This is a genomic window from Pseudonocardia yunnanensis (assembly GCF_039534065.1).
Lineage (GTDB): Bacteria > Actinomycetota > Actinomycetes > Mycobacteriales > Pseudonocardiaceae > Pseudonocardia > Pseudonocardia yunnanensis.
In genome coordinates this window covers 113,896-133,305 of the sequence record NZ_BAAAUS010000007.1, presented here as the reverse complement: position 1 = coordinate 133,305, position 19,410 = coordinate 113,896, and the positions used below count along the sequence as shown (strand labels likewise).

At 70.0% G+C, this 19,410-nt stretch carries 16 protein-coding genes; 6 read left to right on the top strand and 10 right to left on the bottom strand.

The features are described from left to right. Positions 1-2: 2 nt before the first annotated feature. From ABD743_RS09935 to ABD743_RS09910, 6 genes are read right to left on the bottom strand one after another with little or no spacing between them, the layout of a single operon-like run. Positions 3-761 carry an enoyl-CoA hydratase/isomerase family protein gene (locus ABD743_RS09935; protein WP_344720991.1) on the bottom strand — a complete coding sequence of 253 codons (759 nt, stop codon included), beginning with the start codon at positions 759-761 and terminating at the stop codon, positions 3-5. A 7-nt stretch (positions 762-768) separates the two neighbouring features. Further along, a complete protein-coding gene (locus ABD743_RS09930) occupies positions 769-2,268 on the bottom strand; it encodes a class I adenylate-forming enzyme family protein (protein ID WP_344720990.1) in 1,500 nt (499 codons plus the stop codon). Between the two features lie 49 nt (positions 2,269-2,317). After that, positions 2,318-4,291: an ATP-binding protein gene (locus tag ABD743_RS09925; protein WP_344720989.1), complete on the bottom strand. Its 1,974-nt coding sequence runs from the start codon at positions 4,289-4,291 to the stop codon at positions 2,318-2,320. 4 nt (positions 4,292-4,295) lie between these two features. Next, positions 4,296-5,894, bottom strand: coding sequence for an acyl-CoA carboxylase subunit beta (locus ABD743_RS09920; protein WP_344720987.1), 1,599 nt, complete (start codon positions 5,892-5,894; stop codon positions 4,296-4,298). Further along, positions 5,894-7,480 (bottom strand): long-chain-fatty-acid--CoA ligase, encoded by a 1,587-nt coding sequence (locus ABD743_RS09915; protein ID WP_344720985.1) that lies wholly within the window; start codon positions 7,478-7,480, stop codon positions 5,894-5,896. Before ABD743_RS09915 ends, ABD743_RS09920 begins: the two co-directional genes overlap by 1 nt. 11 nt (positions 7,481-7,491) lie before the next feature. Then, the gene (locus ABD743_RS09910) at positions 7,492-8,643 is read right to left on the bottom strand and encodes an acyl-CoA dehydrogenase family protein (protein ID WP_344720983.1); all 1,152 of its coding nucleotides are present in this window, start codon (positions 8,641-8,643) and stop codon (positions 7,492-7,494) included. Positions 8,644-8,710: 67 nt separating this feature from the next. Here ABD743_RS09910 and ABD743_RS09905 point away from each other — a divergent pair, with 67 nt between their 5' ends. The 3 genes from ABD743_RS09905 to ABD743_RS09895 all read left to right on the top strand — a co-directional run bounded on the left by ABD743_RS09905 (position 8,711) and on the right by ABD743_RS09895 (position 11,906). Then, on the top strand, positions 8,711-9,322 hold the full coding sequence (locus tag ABD743_RS09905) for a TetR/AcrR family transcriptional regulator (RefSeq protein WP_344720981.1): 612 nt from the start codon (positions 8,711-8,713) through the stop codon (positions 9,320-9,322). A gap of 86 nt (positions 9,323-9,408) precedes the next feature. Next, entirely contained in the window at positions 9,409-11,160 is a 1,752-nt protein-coding gene (locus ABD743_RS09900) for an AMP-binding protein (RefSeq protein ID WP_344720980.1), read from the top strand. A 128-nt stretch (positions 11,161-11,288) separates the two neighbouring features. After that, positions 11,289-11,906 (top strand): nitroreductase family protein, encoded by a 618-nt coding sequence (locus ABD743_RS09895; RefSeq protein WP_344720978.1) that lies wholly within the window; start codon positions 11,289-11,291, stop codon positions 11,904-11,906. 23 nt (positions 11,907-11,929) lie between these two features. On the opposite strand, the gene ABD743_RS09890 is transcribed toward ABD743_RS09895, so the two are convergent. From ABD743_RS09890 to ABD743_RS09880, 3 genes are read right to left on the bottom strand one after another with little or no spacing between them, the layout of a single operon-like run. Continuing rightward, a complete protein-coding gene (locus tag ABD743_RS09890; protein WP_344720977.1) occupies positions 11,930-12,733 on the bottom strand; it encodes an SDR family oxidoreductase in 804 nt (267 codons plus the stop codon). Beyond that, entirely contained in the window at positions 12,723-13,625 is a 903-nt protein-coding gene (locus ABD743_RS09885; protein ID WP_344720975.1) for a TIGR03619 family F420-dependent LLM class oxidoreductase, read from the bottom strand. Before ABD743_RS09885 ends, ABD743_RS09890 begins: the two co-directional genes overlap by 11 nt. Positions 13,626-13,645: 20 nt before the next feature. Next, entirely contained in the window at positions 13,646-14,290 is a 645-nt protein-coding gene (locus ABD743_RS09880) for a hemerythrin domain-containing protein (protein WP_344720973.1), read from the bottom strand. Positions 14,291-14,375: 85 nt separating this feature from the next. Here ABD743_RS09880 and ABD743_RS09875 point away from each other — a divergent pair, with 85 nt between their 5' ends. Then, complete coding sequence (locus ABD743_RS09875; protein WP_344720971.1) at positions 14,376-14,993, top strand: TetR/AcrR family transcriptional regulator; 618 nt, start codon at positions 14,376-14,378, stop codon at positions 14,991-14,993. Positions 14,994-15,076: 83 nt separating this feature from the next. Here ABD743_RS09875 and ABD743_RS09870 read toward each other — a convergent pair whose 3' ends face one another. After that, entirely contained in the window at positions 15,077-16,447 is a 1,371-nt protein-coding gene (locus ABD743_RS09870) for an APC family permease (protein WP_344720969.1), read from the bottom strand. A 192-nt stretch (positions 16,448-16,639) separates the two neighbouring features. On the opposite strand from ABD743_RS09870, the gene ABD743_RS09865 reads away from it, so the two are divergent. Further along, positions 16,640-18,046 (top strand): LLM class flavin-dependent oxidoreductase, encoded by a 1,407-nt coding sequence (locus ABD743_RS09865; protein ID WP_344720968.1) that lies wholly within the window; start codon positions 16,640-16,642, stop codon positions 18,044-18,046. Between the two features lie 313 nt (positions 18,047-18,359). Beyond that, entirely contained in the window at positions 18,360-19,394 is a 1,035-nt protein-coding gene (locus tag ABD743_RS09860; protein WP_344720966.1) for an alpha/beta fold hydrolase, read from the top strand. The last annotated feature ends 16 nt before the right edge of the window (positions 19,395-19,410 follow it).

The following is a 19,410-nucleotide window of genomic DNA, read 5'->3' as shown; positions in this document are numbered from 1 at the left end:
GGCTACCTCCCCTGCCAGACGGGAGCCCGCTTGTCGCGGAACGCCGCAGGCCCCTCCTGCGCGTCGGCCGACAGGTACACCGGCGCCCAGATCTCCTCCGCCCGGTCGTAGGCCTCCGCGCGGGTGTGCTCGGCCGACAGGTACGCGGTGCGTTTCGCCGCACGCACCGACAGCGGGGCGTTCGCCGCGATCCGCTCGCCCAGCGCCTGCGCACGTTCGCGCAGCTCACCGGCCGGCACCACCTGGTTGACCAGCCCGACCTCGCGGGCCCGATGGGCATCGAGCGGATCGCCGGTCAGCAGGATCTCCAGCGCCACCCGCGGGGGTACGAGCCACGACAGCGGCGCCGCCCACGGCGACCCGCGGCCCACCTTGACCTCGCTGACGGCGAACCTCGCATGCTCGGCGGCGACGACGAGATCGCACTGCTGGGCGAGCAGGAAACCGCCCGCGTACGCGACACCGTTGACCGCCGCGATCGTCGGCTTGTCCACAGCCACGTTGCGCCCGAACTGCGGCAGGAAGTCCGGTGGCGGGATCTCCAAGCCGGTCTCGGCCATCTCCTTGAGATCACCACCCGCGCAGAACGCCTTCTCCCCGGCTCCGGTCAGGACGAGCACGGCGGCGGACTCGTCGGCGACGAACCGGCGCGTGCCCTCCCACAGCCCGTCGCGCACCTCCTTGCTCAGCGCGTTGCGGGTCTCGGGGCGGTCGATCGTCAGCCAGGCGACGCCGTTCACCACCTCGTAGGTCGTACTCATCGCTCGCTCACGTGAACATCCTCCGCAGCTCCGGGCGGTTGAGCTTGCCGCTTCCGGTCCGCGGCAGCGCTTCGACGATCTCGATGCGACGCGGCTTGTGCATGCCGCGCAGATTCGGGTTGGTGGCGCACCACTGCGTGATCTCCTCGACGGTCAGGCCCGCCCGCTTCGGCACGACCACCGCCGTCACCTGTTCCACCCACCGCTCGTGTGCGGTGCCGATCACCGCGACCTCGGCCAGGTCGGGATGGCCGGCGAGGTGCTCCTCGACCATCTGCGGGAACACGTTCTCGCCACCCGAGACGATCATGTCGTCGATCCGGTCGACGTAGTACAGATAGCCGTCGGCGTCGCGGGACATGAGATCGCCGGTGCGGAACCAGCCGTCCGACCACTTCTCCGGTGCCTCCACCCCCCAATATCCGGGCGTCACCGCATCGCCCTGCACCCAGAGCTCACCCACGCCCTCCTCGCCCGGCTCGAGATCCGCACCGCCGTCGACCGGAACCACGCGGGTGGACACGACCTGCTCCAGGGGCTTGCCCATCGAGTTGGAGCGGCGGACGTCGCCGGGCGCGTAGGAGACGGCCAGCCCGCTCTGCTCGGTCTGCCCGTAGATCTCCACGCCCCGGATCCCGGTGCCCGCCTCGAGCCGCTCGATCGCCGCGGTGGGTGTGCGGGAGCCACCGAACATGCAGATCCGGAACGAGTCGAGCACGACGGGCTGCTGCATGGTCCGGTTGCCGACGTCGATCATCATCGTGGAGATCAGGCCGCCGAACGTGGGCCGCAGCCGCTGGACGAGGTCCAGCCAGACGGTGACGTCCCAGCGCGGCATGAAGGTGATCTGCCCGCCGCGCAGCAGGATCGGCAGGCTCCCGAGTTGCAGGCCGCCGACGTGGAACAGCGGCATGCAGTTCAGCACGTGGTCGGCTGCGGTGAGCTGATAGAGGTCGATGACGCCGTCGACCTGGGCGGTGATGTTGCGGTGCGTCTGGCGGACGCCCTTCGGCACCCCGGTCGAGCCGGAGGTGTACATGATCAGGGCGTCGTCGCGGTCGAGCCGCGGGATTACCGTGTGGACCGGCTCGTGGGCGGCGAGGGCAGCGGCGAACCCACCGCCGGGCCCGGTCGTGAGGATCTCCGGGGCGGCTCCGTCGAGGAGGGTCGTGAGCCGTTCTACATCGCCGGGCAGGGCGACGAGCCTGGTCAGCCCGGCATCGATGATCGCGTGCCGTAGTGGCCCGTCCGGGAACAGGTAGTTCAGCGGGACGCCGACGGCCCCCGCCTGCCAGGTTCCGAGCAGCCCGATCAGGTACTCGGGGCAGTTGGGCAGGAAGAACCCGACCCGCTCGCCGGGCGCGAGACCGGTCTCGTGCAGGTGGGCGGCGAACCGGGCGCCCTGCTCGGCGAACTGCGCGTAGCCGATCTCGGTCTCGTCCAGCCGCAGCGCGACCTGGCCGGCATGGTCGGCCGTGGCGCGGCGCAGCAGGGTGGCGATGTTCATCGTCGAACTCCCCTCCGGAAAGCCTCGGACCTCTCGACGGCCGGCCGCTTCACCCGGCCGTCTCCGGCCCGGGCTCCTCCACCACGGCCAGTACCTGTCCGGTGTTCACCTGGTCGCCGGGCGCGACCGCGATCTCGGCGACGACCCCGTCGACCGGCGCCGCGACGGTGTGCTCCATCTTCATCGCCTCCAGCACCACCAGCGGCTGCCCCGCTGTGACCGCGGCGCCGCGGGTGACGAGCACCCGCACCACGCCGCCGGGCATGGGCGCCAGCAGCGACCCGGCGTGGGCGACGGCGTTCGGGTCGGCGAAGCGCGGCACCTCGGCCAGCGCGGCGGATCCGTCGGGCCCGTCCACATACGACCAGCCCGGGACGCGGTGCACGGCGTAGGCCCGTCGTACGTCGCCGACCACCAGCTCGACGGCGTCCGGCGTCGCCCGCAGGAGCCCGACGGGCAGTGGCTCGCCGTTCACGGCCAGCTCCAGCCCAGTCCGGCGGAAGGCGTAGGTGACCTCGAGGGTCTGCTCGCCGAGGGTGTAGGCGACGCGCTGTGGCATTCCGCCGACGTTGCGCCAGCCCGACGGGAGCCCGCCCACCACCCGCGCCGCCGCCCGGTTCGCGGCCTGGGCGGCGAGCGCGGCGGCCGCGGCGTGCACCGCGCCACCTGCGGCGACCGCGCTGAGCACGGCGGGATCGTTCCTGGTCAGGTAACCGGTGTCGGTCCGGCCGGCGAGGAACTCCGGCTCACGGAGAATCCCGACGAGCAGATCCCGGTTGGTCGTCACGCCGTGGATCTCGGCCCGCTGCAGCGCCCGGGCCAGCGTCCGTGCCGCATCGGTGCGGGTGCGGCCGTGGGCGATCACCTTGGCCAGCATCGGGTCGTAGTGGGTGCCGACGACCGAGCCGTCGACGACACCGGAGTCGACGCGCACGCCGGGCAGCGCGGGCACGTGGAAGTGGTGCAGCGTGCCGGTGGCGGGCAGGAAGCCTGCGGGGACGTCCTCGGCGTAGAGCCTGACCTCGATCGCGTGCCCGGTGATCACGGCGCCGGTGACCTCCGGGGGCAGCGGCTCACCCTCGGCCACCCGCAGCTGCAGTTCGACCAGGTCCAGCCCGGTGACCAGCTCGGTGACCGGGTGCTCCACCTGCAGCCGGGTGTTGACCTCCAGGAAGAAGAACCGCCCGTCGCGGTCCAGCACGAACTCCACGGTGCCGGCGCCGGTGTAGCCGATCGCCTTCCCGGCGGCCACGGCCGCGGCGCCGAGCTCGGCGCGCAGCGCGTCGTCGACGACCGGCGACGGGCTCTCCTCGACGATCTTCTGGTACCGGCGCTGGATGGAGCACTCACGCTCGAACAGGTGCACGACCTCGCCGTGAGTGTCGCCGAGGATCTGCACCTCGATGTGGCGGGGGTCGACCACGAACCGCTCCAGGAACACCGTGCCGTCCCCGAACGCCGACTCGGCCTCCCGTCGCGCGCCCTCGACGGCGGCTGCGAGCTCGGCGGAGTCACCGACGACGCGCATGCCGCGCCCGCCCCCGCCGAACGCGGCCTTGACCAGCACCGGGAACCCGATGTCCGCAGCGACCGCGGCGAGGTCGGTGTGCTCGGTGACGGTGGCGCCGGGCAGGACCGGCACCCCGGCCTTCTCCATGAGGGCCTTGGCCTCGATCTTCGACCCCATCGACGCGATCGCGTCCGGCGAGGGACCGACGAAGATCAGCCCCGCCTCCGCGCACGCCCGGGCGAAGTCCGCGTTCTCCGACAGGAACCCGTACCCGGGATGCACGGCGTCGGCGCCGGTGGCCGTCGCCGCCGCGACGACGAGGTCACCACGCAGGTAGGTCTCCGCCGGAGTGGCCCCGGGCAGGCGCACCGCCTCATCGGCGAGCCGGACGAACGGAGCGTCGGCATCCGGGTCGGAGTACACGGCGACGGTGGCGATGCCCACGGCGTGGGCGGTTCGCATGACCCGCGCGGCGATCTCCCCGCGGTTGGCGACCAGGAGCTTGGAGATCATGCCTTCACATCCGGAAGACGCCGAAGCCACGGCGGCCGGCGACGGTGTTCGAGTGGACGGTGGACAGCGACATGCCGAGCACGGTCCGGGTGTCGCGAGGGTCGACGATGCCGTCGTCGTAGAGCCGGGCGGTGACGAAGAAGGCGTGCGACTCGGCCTCGATCTGGGCCTCGATCGCCGCGGTCCGGCTCCGGTCGGCCTCCTCGTCGAACGGCCTGCCCTGCGACGCCGCCGACGCACGGCCGACGATCGACATGACGCCGGCGAGCTGCGCCGCGCCCATCACGGCCAGCTTGGCGCCCGGCCAGGCGAACATCAGCCGGGGGTCGTACGCGCGGCCGGACATGCCGTAGTTGCCCGCCCCGAACGACGACGCCATGTTGATGGTCAGGTGCGGCACGGTGCTGTTGGTGACGGCGTTGATCATCTTGGCGCCGTCCTTGATGATCCCGCCCTGCTCGTACTGGGCGCCGACCATGTACCCGGTGGTGTTCTGCAGGAACACGAGCGGGGTGTCGGTCTGGTTGGCGAGCAGGATGAACTCGCTGGCCTTCTTGGCCTCCTCGCTGAAGAGCACGCCACGGTGGTTGGCGAGCACACCCACCGGATAGCCGTGGATGCTCGCCCATCCCGTGACGAGCGACGTGCCGTAGAGCGGCTTGTACTCGTCGAAGTCCGAGCCGTCGACGGTGCGCGCCAGCACCTCACGGGGATCGAAGGGCACCTTCGGGTCCGGGGAGATGATCCCGAGGATCTCCTCGGGGTCGTAGCGCGGCTGCTCGGGGTGCGCCGCCGCGGGCGGACCGAGCTTGCGCCAGTTGATGCGGGACATGATCTGACGGCCGAGCCGGATGGCGTCGTGCTCGTCGGTGGCGAAGTAGTCCGACAGCCCCGAGACGCGGGAGTGCATCTCCGCGCCGCCGAGCGACTCGTCGTCGGGCTCCTCACCGGTGGCCATCTTCACCAGCGGCGGGCCACCGAGGAACACCTTGGCCTTGCGGTCGACCAGCACGGCGTAGTCGCACATGCCCGGCACGTACGCGCCGCCCGCCGTCGAGTTGCCGAAGACGATCGCGACCGTCGGGATTCCCAGCGACGACAGCTCGGTCAGCTCGTGGAAGATCCGCCCGGCGGGCACGAACAGATCGGCCTGGGTGGGCAGGTCGGCGCCGCCGGACTCGACGAGGTTGACCACCGGCAGCCGGTTGACGCGCGCGATCTCCAGCGCGCGCAGCGTCTTGCGTAGCGAGTAGGGGTTCATCGCGCCCCCGCGCACGGTGGGGTCGTGGCCGATGACCATGCACTCCACGCCGCACACCACGCCGATGCCGGTGAGCACGGACGCGCCGACCGTGAACTCGGTGCCCCACGCCGCCAGCGCCGAGAGCTCCAGGAACGGACTGTCGGCGTCGAGGAGCAGCTCCAGGCGCTCGCGGACGGGGAGCTTCCCGCGGTCGCGGTGTCGCTGCATGTAGCGCTCCCCGCCGCCCGCGACGACCAGCTCCAGCTGCTCGTCCAGCTGGGCCAGCACCTCGAGCTGGGCCTTGCGGTTGCTCGCGTAGGTCTCGGAGGACACGTCGAGCTGCGACCTCAGGACGGTCATCACACTTCCCCGTAATGCCCGGCGTGCAGCTCCCGGACCACGTTCTTCTGGATCTTGCCGGTGGACGTGCGGGGCAGGGCGTCGACGACGATCACCGACTTCGGAACCTTGTAACCGTCGAGCCGCTCCTTCAGCCGCACCCGCAGCGCGTCCGGGTCGATCTTCTCTCCCGGTTTCGGCACCACGACCGCGGTGATCGCCTCGCTCCACCGCTCGTGCGGCAGACCGACGACCACGACCTCGGCGACCGCGGGCTCCGTGTCGTACACCGCGCGCTCGACCTCGATCGAGGCGACGTTCTCGCCGCCGGTCTTGATCACGTCCTTGGAACGGTCGGCGAACCAGAGCACGCCGTCGTCGCTGAACCGCCCGACGTCGCCGGAGTGGAACCAGCCGTGCGCGAACGCGGCGGCGGTGGCGTCGGGATCGTGCAGGTAGCCCTGCATGGTCGACGGCCCGCGGTAGACGATCTCGCCCTGCTCGCCGCGGGGCAGCAGCCGACCCTCGGGGTCCATGATCCCGACCTGCACACCAGTCAGCGGGGTGCCGACCGCACCGACGTGGGAGAGCTGGTGCTCGGGCCGGAACAGCGTGGTGATCGGGCTCATCTCGGTCTGCCCGAACAGCAGCGCGAAGTCGCAGCCGAAGCCCGCGAGGCAGGCCTCGATCTGCGCCTTGGGCATCGGGGCCATGGCGTAGACGGCACGCCGCAGCGACGACAGGTCCCGCCCGCCGAACGACGGATGGTCGAGTGCTGCCCGGTACATCATCGGAAGGCCGAACACCTGCGTGATCCGCTCACGCTCGATCGTGTCGAGGAAGCTCTCGGGGTCGAAACCGCGGTGGACGACGATCGTGGCGCCGACGACGACCGCGGGCGTGCAGAAGGCGTTGAGCTGCGCGGTGTGGAACATCGGCATCATGGCGATGAAGCGGTCGTCGGACCGCCAGCCCGAGTCGAGCGCCGCGGACATCGACTCCAGGTGGATCGCCAGGTGCGTGGCGACGACGCCCTTCGGGAACGACGTCGTTCCTGATGTGTACAGATAGGACAGCGGGGCCCGGTCCTCCACCACCATCTCGGGTGAGGCGGTGTCGTCGGCGAGCAGCGCGTCCAGCGTGGTCCATTGCCGGTCGGCGGGCTCGGCCGCGTACTCCTGCCCGGTGCCGGGTGCGACGACCACGTCGGCCACCGCGGCCACCTGCGCGACCGCAGGGCCGATGGCCCCCACGAGCTGGCTCTCCACCACGATCCCGCGGGCGCGGGAGTGCCCGAGCACGTATGCGATCTCGTCGGCGCGCCAGCCGAGGTTGACCGGCACGCAGACCAGACCGAGCTTCGCGCAGGCGTAGTAGACGGCGAGGAACTCCGCGCTGTTGGCCGAGGCCAGCGCGAGTACGTCGCCGGTCGCGTAGCCACGTGCGGTGAGCCCGTGCGCGAGCCGGTTGACCCAGGCGTCGAGCTCCGCGTAGCTGAAGCGGCGGTCGCCGTCGACGAGCGCGGGCGCGTCCGGGCGGGCGAACGCCACGCGGGTCAGCGCATCGCCGACGTTGACCCGCTGGATGAGGTTGTGGTGCAGGCCCATCGCAGGTCCCCCTAGTAGGAGCGCGGGAGGCCCAGGCTGTGCTGGGCCACGAAGTTGAGGATCATCTCCCGGTTCACGGGTGCGATCCGCAGCAGCCGGGCCAGACCCCAGTAGGGCAGCAGCCCGAACTCCGCCGACACGCCGTTGCCGCCGTGGGTCTGCATCGCGGTGTCGACGGCAGCGATGGCCGCCTCCGCTGCGGCGTACTTGGCCATGTTGGAGGCCTCCCCCGCCGGCAGGCCGCGGTCGTGCAGGGCCGCTGCCCGGTGCGTCATCAGCGCAGCCAGCTCGGTCTCGATCTTCGCCTTCGCGAGTGCGTGGGCGACGCCCTGGTGCGCACCGATCGGCCGGCCCCACACCTGCCGGTCCCGGGCGTACTGCGCCGCGCGGCCCAGCGCATAGCGGGCGATGCCGACACACAGCGCCGCTCCGGTGATCCGTTCGGGGTTGAGGCCGTGGAAGACCTGCCGGAAGCCCTGGCCCTCCTCCCCGACGAGCGCCGAGGCGGGCAGGCGCACGCCGTCGAAGTGCAGGGTGAACTGGCGCTCGGGGAGCATGACGTCGACCGGCAGCGGCGTGGCGGTCAGGCCGGGCGCGTTCGTGGGAGCGAGGAACAACGAGAGCTGCGCCGTGCCGCTCTCGTCGCGACCGGTGCGCGCCACGACCAGCAGCGCCTCCGCGGTGTCGACGCCGGAGATGTAGTACTTCTCGCCGTCGAGGACCCACTCGTCACCGACGCGGCGGGCCGTCGTGGCCAGTTGGTGGGTGTTGGAGCCGGCGTTCGGCTCGGTGATCGCGAAGACGACCTTCGTGCGGCCGCTCGCGAGCCCGGGTAGCCACTCCTTGCGCTGCTCCTCGCTGCCGAACTCGGCGATCACCTCGGCCGAGATCGCGGCGGTGACCAGCAGGAGCAGGATCGGAGCGCCCTTCGCCGCGATCTCCTCGCAGACGATCGTCAGCTCGGCGAGCCCGCCGCCGCCTCCGCCGTACTCCTCGGGCACGTTCACCCCGATGAACCCGGCGGCGCCGAGCGCCTGCCACAGCTCCGTGCACTCCTGCCCCGCGCGGGCGTGCTCCGCGTAGTAGGCCCCGCCGAAGGGCGCGGCGATCGCCCCGACGGCTGCCCGCAGATCCCGGTGCTCGTCGCTCTCGACGACCTCCACGCTGACTCCAAAGTGATTCGTCGTTCACTCGTGGTGGACCGTACCGTGCGGCTGTCATGATGAATAGATGACGGCTGCGCCCTCCTCCACCGCGCGTGCCCCACGCGACCCCGGTCGCCGTGAGCGCATCCTCGCCGTGGCCGCCGAGCTCGCCGCCCGACGGGGCTTCCACACGATCGGGATGGCCGACATCGGAGCAGAGGCGGGCATCGTCGGGTCGGGCGTGTACCGGCACTTCGACAGCAAGGACGCCATCCTCGTCGCCCTGCTCGACCGCGTGATGGACCGGCTGCAGGAGGGTGCGGCGCGCATCCTCACGGAGGCGCCGGACGACGCCACCGCCATGTCCGCGCTGGTAGAGGACCATGTTCGCGTCGCCATCGAGGACCGCAGCGTGCTGGCGGTGTATCACCGCGAGGTGCACAACCTGCCCGAGGAGGACCGGCGGCGGCTGCGCCGGCTGCAGCGGCACTACATCGAGGACTGGGTGGGTGTGCTCGCCCCACTGCGGCCCGATCTCGCCGACGGCGAGCTGCGGCTGGCCGTGCACGCGGCGATCGGCGCGATCCAGTCCACCCTGTTCTTCCACAGCGGCCTCGACCCCCACCGGCTCGCCACGCAGCTACACGGGATGGCTCACGCCTGCCTCGGGGTGGAACCTCCCGCGCCATCGCAGTAGTGAACCGATCTTCACTTCATCACTTGTCGTGTGGTGCCGCTCACGCCATGCTGTGAGCCGGGGACGCGACGGCGGAGGGGTGGACGATGACCGCGACGAGCGACAGGACAGGTGCCGGACCGACGGTGGACCACGAGCCGCACGGGCTCCCCCACCACCCGCACGGCTCGGAACTGCCCGCCGCCGCGACCATCGATGTGGAGACATTGCGCGGGCGGCGCGCCGTCAACCGTTGGGAACGCACGTCGGTCGGCGACGTCCTGGAACGCATCACTTGGAGCCACCCGGACAAGCTCGCGCTGACCGGGGTGGACGGCGCCTACGGCGACGAGCGTTTCGCCGCGGTCACCTACCGGCAGGCCGATGCGATCGCGAACCAGTTCGCGCACGCTCTCGCCGCCGCCGGCCTCGCCCCCGGCGACCGGGTGCTGCTGTTCTGCGAGAACTCGGTGGAGGCCTACCTCGCCAAGATCGGGGCCGCGAAGGCCGGCATGGTCGCCGTACCGCTCAACCCCGCCCTCGCCCCGGACGTCGTGGAGTACCTCATCAGGCTCACCGAACCAGGGTTCGTCGTGGTCGACGCCGAGCTCTGGCCACGGCTCGAGCCCGTGCTCGGCGCCACCGGCCCGGCGGTGGGCGCCACTATCACCGTCGGTGGTGGCGCAGTGGGCGGCAGCCCCACGTTCGCCGACCTGATCGACGGCCGGCCGGTGACCGAACCTGAGGTGCAGATCCACGGCGACGACATCTGGCAGCTGTTGTTCACCTCCGGCACCACCGCGATGCCGAAGGGCGTGATGCTCTCGCACCACTGCGCCCACGTGGCCGGGCTGAACTTCGCGCTGTCGCTGTCGCGCGGCCTGCGCCACGACAGCGACCTGCGCGTCTGCACCCACCTACCGATGATCTACCACGTCGGCGACGAGATCTTCCCCATCGGAGCCTTTCTCGCCGGTGGCGAGCTCGTCATCGGCCGGCGTCCGGCTCCCGGGCCCGTCGCAGCGTCTGTCGCGGCGTCCCGGGCCACGGCACTGTGGGCAGGGTCGCCGCAGTTCGTCGCCGCCCTGGCCGACGAGATCGACCGCCGCCCCGAGCTCGATCTGACGTCCCTCACCACACTCGTCTACGGCTGGGGCGCGCTTTCCCCGTCACTGATCGAGCGGTTGGAAGCGAGGACAGCACCGGGCTTCGTCACCCTGGGGATCTTCGGCCAGACCGAGGCCATCGCCTGCCACCGGTTCTGGCCGAGCCGTTGGCCCGAGGTACACGCCCGCACCGCCCCGGCCGCGAACTACGTGGGGCTTCCGAGCGGAATGCTCGCCTCGGACGTCGTCGACGAAGCAGGCGAGCCGGTGCGCGGTGGGGAAGCCGGTGAAGCGGTCTATCGCTCGCCGATCATGATGGCCGGCTACTACCGCGACCTCGACGCCACCCGCGAAGCATTTCGCGGCGGCTGGTTCCACTCCGGCGACAGCGTGGCCATCGACGACGACGGGCTGCGGATCATGCTCGACCGCTACAAGGACATCGTGAAGACCGGCGGCGAGAACGTCTCGAGCCTGCGCGTCGAGGCCGTGCTCCACGAACACCCGGACGTGCTCCGCGCCGCCGTGATCGGACTCTTCCACGAGCGCTGGGGCGAGGCCGTCACCGCCGTGGTCGTTCCGCGCGACGGCCGCCGTCCGGCCACCGAAGATCTCATCTCGCATTGCCGAGCCCGACTAGCCGGGTACGAGACGCCCAAAGCCGTTATTTTCGTCGAAGAACTGCCTGAGACGGTCGGGGGAAAGATCCTGAAGTACAAGCTGCGCGCCGAGCATGCACGGTTGTACGTATAGCCGCGATCCCCGTCACGACGGCTCACAAGAACAATTCACCACCGTGGTCGGTGCCCGGCAGCTGTCCATCCACGCGACGTAGCCTGATCAAGGCCGCAGTCTGCACGCCATCCACGGAAAGGCCCGCGATGGACAGCGACACGATGCTCAGCACCACACGCTCGGTCCGCTTGAAACTCGACCTCGACCGTCCCGTCGAGCACGAGGTCATCGACGACTGCCTGCGCCTCGCGTTGCAGGCCCCCACCCCGGCGAACATGCAGAACTGGCGTTGGCTCGTGATCCGCGACCAAGACGTGAAGAACGAACTCGGAAAGCTCTTCCGCGAAGAAGGCACCACCTATATAGCGGAGGAGGCTGCGGGCGCACCCGAGCACGCACTCCGGTCGGCCAGACACCTGATCGACGTCATCGAACGCGTCCCTGTGCTGGTCGTGCCGTGCCTGCTCGGCCGCCCACCAGCGGACAACAACCCCTTCGACCTGTCGGTGTTCTACGGCGGGATCTTCCAGGCCACCTGGAGTTTCCAGCTCGCCCTACGCGCGCGGGGCCTCGGATCCACCTTCACCACCTACCACCTGCGGCGAGCGGCAGACGCGGCGAAGATCCTGCGCCTTCCGGGCGACGTCACCCAAACCAGCCTCATACCCGTCGCCTACACCACGGTCACGGACTTCAAGCCCGCGCCACGCTTACCTGTCAGCGAAGTCGCCTACGCGGACCACTGGGGCACGCCATTGCTCTGAAGACTCCGTGTCCAAATTCGAGGTCAGTTTGCGCTGCGTCCGGCAGACTCCAGGTGCGTCCGCCCATTCGACGTGGACAGGCCGCCGTCGACAGCGATGCTCTGGCCGGTTATCCACCGACCCGCATCGGAGGCGAGGAAGCCGACGACGTCGGCGATGTCGGATGGACGGCCCAGCCGACCCAGCGGAGTGCGGGCGACCAAGGCTTCCACCGGTACCGAGGCCGCGGGAAATCCCTCGGTGTAGGTCGGTCCGGGTAGGACGCTGTTGACGGTGATGCCACGTGGGCCTACCTCGTGGGCGAAAACGCGGACGAGTTGCTCACCGGCGGCTTTGCTGGCCGCGTACAGGGCCTTCTCGGGCGGGCCCGTGCGGGTAGCCGTCGAAGAGATGAACACGATCCGACCTCCGTCACGCATCCTGCGTGCGGCCTCGCGGAGCGCGAGAAAGGTGGCCTGCGCGTTGAGTGCGAAGGTGTGCGCGTAATCGTCGTCGGTAGCTGTGGCCACGGGGCCCGTCGCGAAGCCGGCCGCGTTGAGCACCAGCACGTCAAGGCCGCCGTAATGGCGCTCGGCCGAATCGAAGAGGGAGAGCAGCTCGGCGGGGTCGGCCGCGTCCGCACGCTCCGAGGCGGCGCGTCCACCCTGGCTCTCGATGGTGGCGACCACGTGCTCGGCCTCGGCTGCGTGGGTGCGGTAGTTGACGACGACAGCCGCGCCATCAGCGGCCAGGCGCAGCGCGGTGGCTCGACCGATCCCTCGTGAGCTCCCGGTGACCACCGCGACCCGGTCGGCAGCCGCCCCGACCTCGCGTGACTTACCGTGCACGGACAAGATCCAGCACGCGACCGGCCAGGTCCACGGCGTGCTCGACGCTCGTGGCTCGGTCGCGGAAGGTGAGGTCGACGAAGGCGTGGTCCACCGCGGCTTCGTCGCGAGCCCGCAGGATGGTCTCGGCCATGCTGTCCACCGAGTCACCGGCCTTCGTGTTGACCCGGAGGATGACGTCCAGCTCGTCCGGATTCCGGCCCGCTCGAGCAGCCGCATCCCGGATGCGGGCCATGGGGGCCGTGATGGTGGTCGGCTCGAAGGGGCCAGGAGTCACCGCGGGGAGGAAACCGTTGGCGCGGCGTGCCACCCGGTTCACACCGGCCGGTGTGAGCGCGGGCATGTAAATGGGTGGGCCGGGCCGCTGCACGGGCTTGATGTCGACGTAGCTCGCGGCTGTTGTCCAGAACGAGCCCTTGTGTTCAACGGGGTTCGTGCTCCAGAACGCCGCGAGCGCGTCGAGGCATTCGTCGAGGCGCGCGCCTCGCTCCGCGATCGGTATGCCGACGGACCGGAATTCCTCAGGAGCCCATCCGGCACCGAGGCCGGCGATCAGCCGGCCACCGCTGAGCTGGTCGATGGTGGCAAGGGAACGGGCGAGCAGAGCCGGGGAGTACCAGGGCGTGATCAGCACGCTGCTGCCCAGCAGCGGCCGGGTGGTCACAACGGCGGCGACCGTGAGCGCCGCGAACGGGTCCAGTCCTGCCCGGAACTCTTCCGGAAATGAGGTGGTGCCCGGATAGTTGATCTCTGGTTCGAGCGGGGCCAACAGCCGGTCGCCCACCCACAGGCTGTCCGCCCCCATCTCTTCGACCTGGCGGGCGAACATTGCGATGCCTTCCGGGCGGTGCGCATGGCTGCCGAACTGCGGCAGATTGAAGCCGATCTGCATTTTCGGACTCCTCGTCCGTGTCATGGGCCAGGACGACGTTCGGAATTCGCCGCACCCGGCGGGTCAGCCGGCCGCCGGGTCAGCCGGCCAAGAGTTTCCTGTGCCTCTTCGCGCAGTTTCGCCCGCACCGGCGCGGGCATGTCTCGCAGAATGATCTCCACGTCCTCCGGGGTGCCCACCTGATCGAGGAAACCGACCAGAAGATGCGCCCCCACTCCGGGTGTCGTCGCGCGGACCTGCCGGACGAAGGCCTCCCACGCCTCTTCGGAGACGTGCTCGCTCAGCGCCGGGAGCAGGATGGGCTCCTCGTTCTCCAGATGGGCATGGACCAGGTCGCGGACAGCGACTGCCGCGTCGACGAGCGCGGTGCGGCCGGGTTGATCGATCGGGGCCGCAGCGAGCGCCTCGAGTGCCGCCTCCAGTTGGTCGTGCTCACCGCTGAGACGGGTCAGCGGCTCGGCGGCTCCAGGGGCCTGCTCCTCGATCATCGGCCAGAGGAGGTCGTCTTCCGACTTGTGGTGGCTGTCCAGATGTACGACGAGGAAGTCGCGTAGCTCGGCCAGGGCAGCCCCGGAGGCCGCCGGGTCCGCTGCGGCTTCTGCCAGCACGGTGCTGGCTCTGCGATGGGTGTCATGCACGAGGCGGGTATGGACGACCGCGGTCACCGTGGAGCCCTTCACCCACGCCACCATATGAGTATAGGCTCCTATGGTCAATATTCGGCACTGTTGCCGCTAGTAGCATCCAGCGATGCGCTCGTACAACTCACCGCGGCGTCGGGACGCCGCGCTCGCCACGCGCGAGGCGATCCTCGAGAGCGGACGGAGGCTGTTCCTCGCCGATGGCTTCGCGCAGGTGACAGTTGCGGACATCGCCAAGGACGCGCGAGTGGCCGTCCCGACGGTGTATGGCAGCACCGGCGGCAAGGCAGCGATTCTCGAAGCGCTGCTGGCGCCGGCGGTCGAGGACCCCGCGGTCGAGCAGACCCTCACCGGAATCGCCACGACCGACGACCCGCGTACGGTCATCGCGATCACTGCGGCGGGCACCCGGCAAGCACACGAGCGGCACTGGGAAATCGTCTGGGGTCTGCTCTACCGCAACCTCACCGAGCCGTCCGCGGCGCCCGTCCTCGACGCGAATAAAGCCGCCTACCTCGGCGCCCTCACGGCCGTAGCCGACCGGCTCGCCGCACTGAACACGCTGAAGCCGGAGCTGGACCGCACCGCCGCGGTCGACCTGCTCTGGTTCCACCTGGGTCGGCCGGCCTGGTACACCCTCGTCGGCGACCGGGGCTGGGACTTCGACCGAGCCGAAACATGGCTGGCCGCAGCAGCCCAGCACGCACTGCTGGACACGCCGGCATAACCAGAACACGGCACACATTCAGTGACTACGGCACAGACGTTGTGCCGTGTGTGCGGCGGCCTGGAGGTGTGTGCGGTCGACGGCTACCGCAGCGCCGCTGTGCGGCGGATCGCCACGCGGTTGACCGCCCACAGCACGACCCCGACGAGCAGCACCACGACGACTCGCAGCAGGACCTCGGCCTCCTGCTGGGTCAGTAGTGCGACGCACACCAGCGCTCCCAGAACCGGCAGCGCTGTCGGGGCGCGGAAATGCTTGTGGTCCACCTGCTCCCGGCGCAGCACCAGCACCGAGACGTTCACCATCGCGAACACGATCAGCAGTAGCGCAACGGTCGTTGTCGCGAGCACGGCCAGCCTGCCGGTGAACACGAAGATCATGGCGACCGCGGTGACCGCGACGGCGGCAACCCACGGCGTGTGCCGGGTGGGGTGCACCGTTGCCAGGCTTCCATGCAGCACCTTCTGGTCCGCCATGCCGTAGAGCATCCGCGATGCGGAGAGGAGGTTGATCAACACACCGTTGCCCACGGCGAGCGCGGCGATCACGGTGAACAGCGCGGCCGGCACGGCCAGCGGGCTCTGCCGCAGGACCTCGAGCAGCGGGGCGGATGACGTGGCGAGCCGGTCGCCGCCGACGACGACCGACGCCAGCACCGCGATGGTCAGGTACAGCGCCGCCGCCGTCAGCAAAGCGATCACCAGCGCTCGGGCGCACGCCCTGGTGGGATTTCTGGTTTCCTCCGCCATGTTGGCAGCGTCCTCGAACCCGACGAACGCGAAGAAGGCGAGGCTCGTGGCCGCCACGACGGCCGCGATCACCGAGGCGTCGGCCGCGCCGGCCTCGGCTCCACCGCCGGTGGCGGCGAAGTCGGTGAGGTTGCCCGCTGCGCCGGTGCCGACCATGATCGCCGCGATCGCGGCAAATATGACGAGTGCGAGCCCGCCGAGCTCGATCACGGTGAGCACGCTGTTGAAGCGCGCCGAGAGCGACACCCCCAGCACGATGATCGTCCCGAGCACGATGATCACGCAGACTGCGGTGACCAGGGTCGGGACGGAGAGCACCTCCTCGATGTACCCACCGGCGGCCAACGACAGCGTCGATGCGGAGTTCACCGCAGAGGCGACCATCGCGAACATCACCATGAACGTCACGAACGGTGCACGGAACGCCTGATGCACGTACGTGGCGGCGCCGCCTGCCCTGGGGTACTTGCTGGACAGTTCCGCGTAGCTGAACACGGTGAGGATCGCGAGCGCCAACGCCACCAGAAACGGGATCCAGATCGCGCCGCCGACGTGCGCCGACATCTGGCCGACCAGCCCGTAGATGCCTGCGCCCACCACGTTGCCGAGACAGATGAGGACGAGCTGGCGCTGGCTCAGCGATCGGCGCAGGCGGCCGTTCGGCTGCTCATGGACGGTGGGACCTGCGACATCAGCGTGCTCCATGCGGATTCCCCCCGGCCGCCACAACCGAACTAATCACCCAATCCGGTCAATCGAGGCAGCATGGCTGTGATCGAGACCGATGAGGAGAGCACGAGCGCCGCAGGCAACTGTCATGATCACCGCTGTGCTGGTGATGATCGCTCTGGTGCAGCTCCCGGGCACACTCACCGTCCGACGGCTGGACGAGCGGCTGTGAGCGCGGCAACGGGTCGGCCCCGGCTGTTGCTCAGCGCGTTCGTCATGGCCACCACGTCGCACATCCTCGAAGGCCAGTGGCGCCATCCCGACGCCCAGCAGCACCGCTTCGACGAGTTGTCGCTGTGGACGGACCTCGCACAGCAACTGGAGGAGGCCCGGTTCGACGCGATGTTCTTCGCCGACGTCGTGGGGCTGTACGGCAACTACCGCGGCAGCTGGGACACCTTCGTCACCGAGGGGTTGCAGATCCCGTCCCACGATCCGTCGGTGATGATCTCGGCTCTCGGGGCGGTGACCGAACACCTCGGCCTGGCCTGGACGAGCTCCGTGATCCAGGAGCACCCGTTCACGTTCGCACGCAGGGCGAGCACCCTCGACCACCTGACGAAGGGCCGGATCGGCTGGAACATCGTGACGTCGGCACTGGAGAACTCCCACCGCAACTTCGGGATGCCAGGGCTCACCCCGCACGACGACCGGTACAAGTGGGCCGACGAGTACGTGGATGTCGTCTACCGGCTGTGGGAGGGCAGCTGGGACGACGGCGCACTGCTGCGCGACAAGGCGGGAAGCCGCCACGCCGACCCCAGCCGGATCCACAAGATCCGCTATCGGGGCGAGCGGTACTCCGTCGAGGGGCCGCACCTGGTGGCGCCGTCACCCCAGCGAACGCCGGTGCTGTTCCAGGCCGGCACCTCGCCGGCCGGGATGGCGTTCGCCGCCCGCAATGCCGAGGCCGTCTTCATGTTCGCCGGCTCGCTCGGCAACGCGGAGAAGGTGACGACGACGGTGCGCAGGCTCGCGGTGCAGCACGGCCGTGCGGCATCCGACCTGCGGTTCTTCGCCGGGCTGTCGTTCGTGGTCGGCAGCACGGAGGACGAGGCCCGCAGGCGGAAGGCCGACTACGACTCCTACATGTCGCCCGAGGGGCTCGCCGCGCACATGCTCGGCGGCATGGGCGTCGATCTCGGGGACGCCCCGCTCGACACGCCGTTGAAGGACCTGGAGGTCGAGGGTGGCCGGGGAGTGCTGCAGGCCATCATCGACTCGGTGCCGGGTGGCAACCCGACGATCGAGGACATGGTGCGCTACCGCGCCGAGCGGATGCGGCTGGTCGGCACGCCGGAGCAGATCGCCGACGAGCTCGAACGCTGGCAGGACGCGGGAATCGACGGCATCAACATCATCAATCACGTCATCCCGGGCAGCTACACCGAGGTGATCGACGGGCTGCTGCCCGAACTGCGGAAGCGCGGGTTGGCGCAGACCGATTACCGCGCCGGAACCTTCCGCGAGAAGCTGTTCGCCGACGTCCCTGGCAGACCGCCCGGCGACGGCAGGCTCGACGCGCGCCACCCGGCCGCTGTCCACCGCGGAGCGTTCCGCGACACCGCTCGATGACGGTGGTCGAGGCGATCACGTACGCAGGCGCCGGCGGAATAGCCCCACGCGTCCGGGCCTGATCGAGCAGTGTCGGTTGGATCACTTCGAGAGCGCGACTCCTGTGCCTCGCGACCGGGTATTCGTGATCGGCGATGAAGCCAGCCACCACCGACCGGTCGCCCTGGCGGCGAGCACCGAGAACGGGCTGGACCCGCGAACCGCGCCCGTAGTCACCACACCGGCCGGCTGAGGAAACCCGCCGCAGCAGATTCGAGGGCTCCCTTCCGAGGGCGACCCCGGCAGCCGCTGCCGAACCCGAACGGGAGCCACCATGTCGACGATCTCGGCACCCTGCCCGCTGTACCCACGTCGACAACGGGGCGCACCAGGCCGGCGGGCGTTCGCCGTGCCCGTGACGCAGCGGGAGATTCTGCTGCACGGCCAGCAGGTGACCTTCCTCGAGGCGGGCGCCGACTGCGACGGGCCGGTTGTCGTATTGCTGCACGGACTGGCCAGCAGCTCGCGGACCTGGTCATCCGTTCTGCCGCTCCTGGGCCGCCACGCCCACGTCATCGCCCCGGACCTGCTCGGTCACGGCCAGTCTGCGAAACCCCGCACCGGGGACTACTCGCTGGGCGCCTACGCGACCGAGTTGCGTGACCTGCTGCTCATGCTGGGCCTGGACCAGGCCACCATCGTCGGGCACTCGTTCGGCGGCGGCGTCGCGATGCAGTTCGCCCACCAGTTCCCGGAGATGACCGAACGCCTGGTCCTCGAGGCGAGCGGCGGCCTCGGCCAAGGCGTCACGATCGCCCTGCGCGCCGCAACGCTCCCCGGCACCCCGCTGCTCCTCCGCGCGCTCTCCGCAATCACCCCACCCTGGCTCGCCAAGGCCGTCCACTGGGCCATGCACGCCCTGCCGACGCTCAACGGACCGGATCTCGACGGCCTGGCCAGCGCATTCGCCTCCTTCACCGACGACGGAGCACGCGGCGCCTTCGCCCAAACCGTGCGCGGCGCATTGGATTGGTCGGGCCAGCGCCTGGGCGGTCTCGAGCGGCTCTACCTCCTCGCCGACGTTCCGGTACTACTCATCGGCGGCAACAGGGACTCGGTCATTCCGTTCCAGCACACGGTGAGTGCTCACGAACTGCTGCCCGCCAGCCGCCTGGAGATCTTCGACGGAGCGGGGCATTTCCCCCATACCGAGCAGCCGCGCCGATTCGCCGATCTGCTGGCCCATTTCCTCATCAGCACAAGCGCATCACACTCGGACCTGCAGTCGCTGCGCCGCCGCTTGCAATCATCGGGCCCGACCGGTTGCGAGCCTCCGACAGAGGCAGGACGCACTGCGCGGTCGTCCTGACGGAGGAGAACGGCCT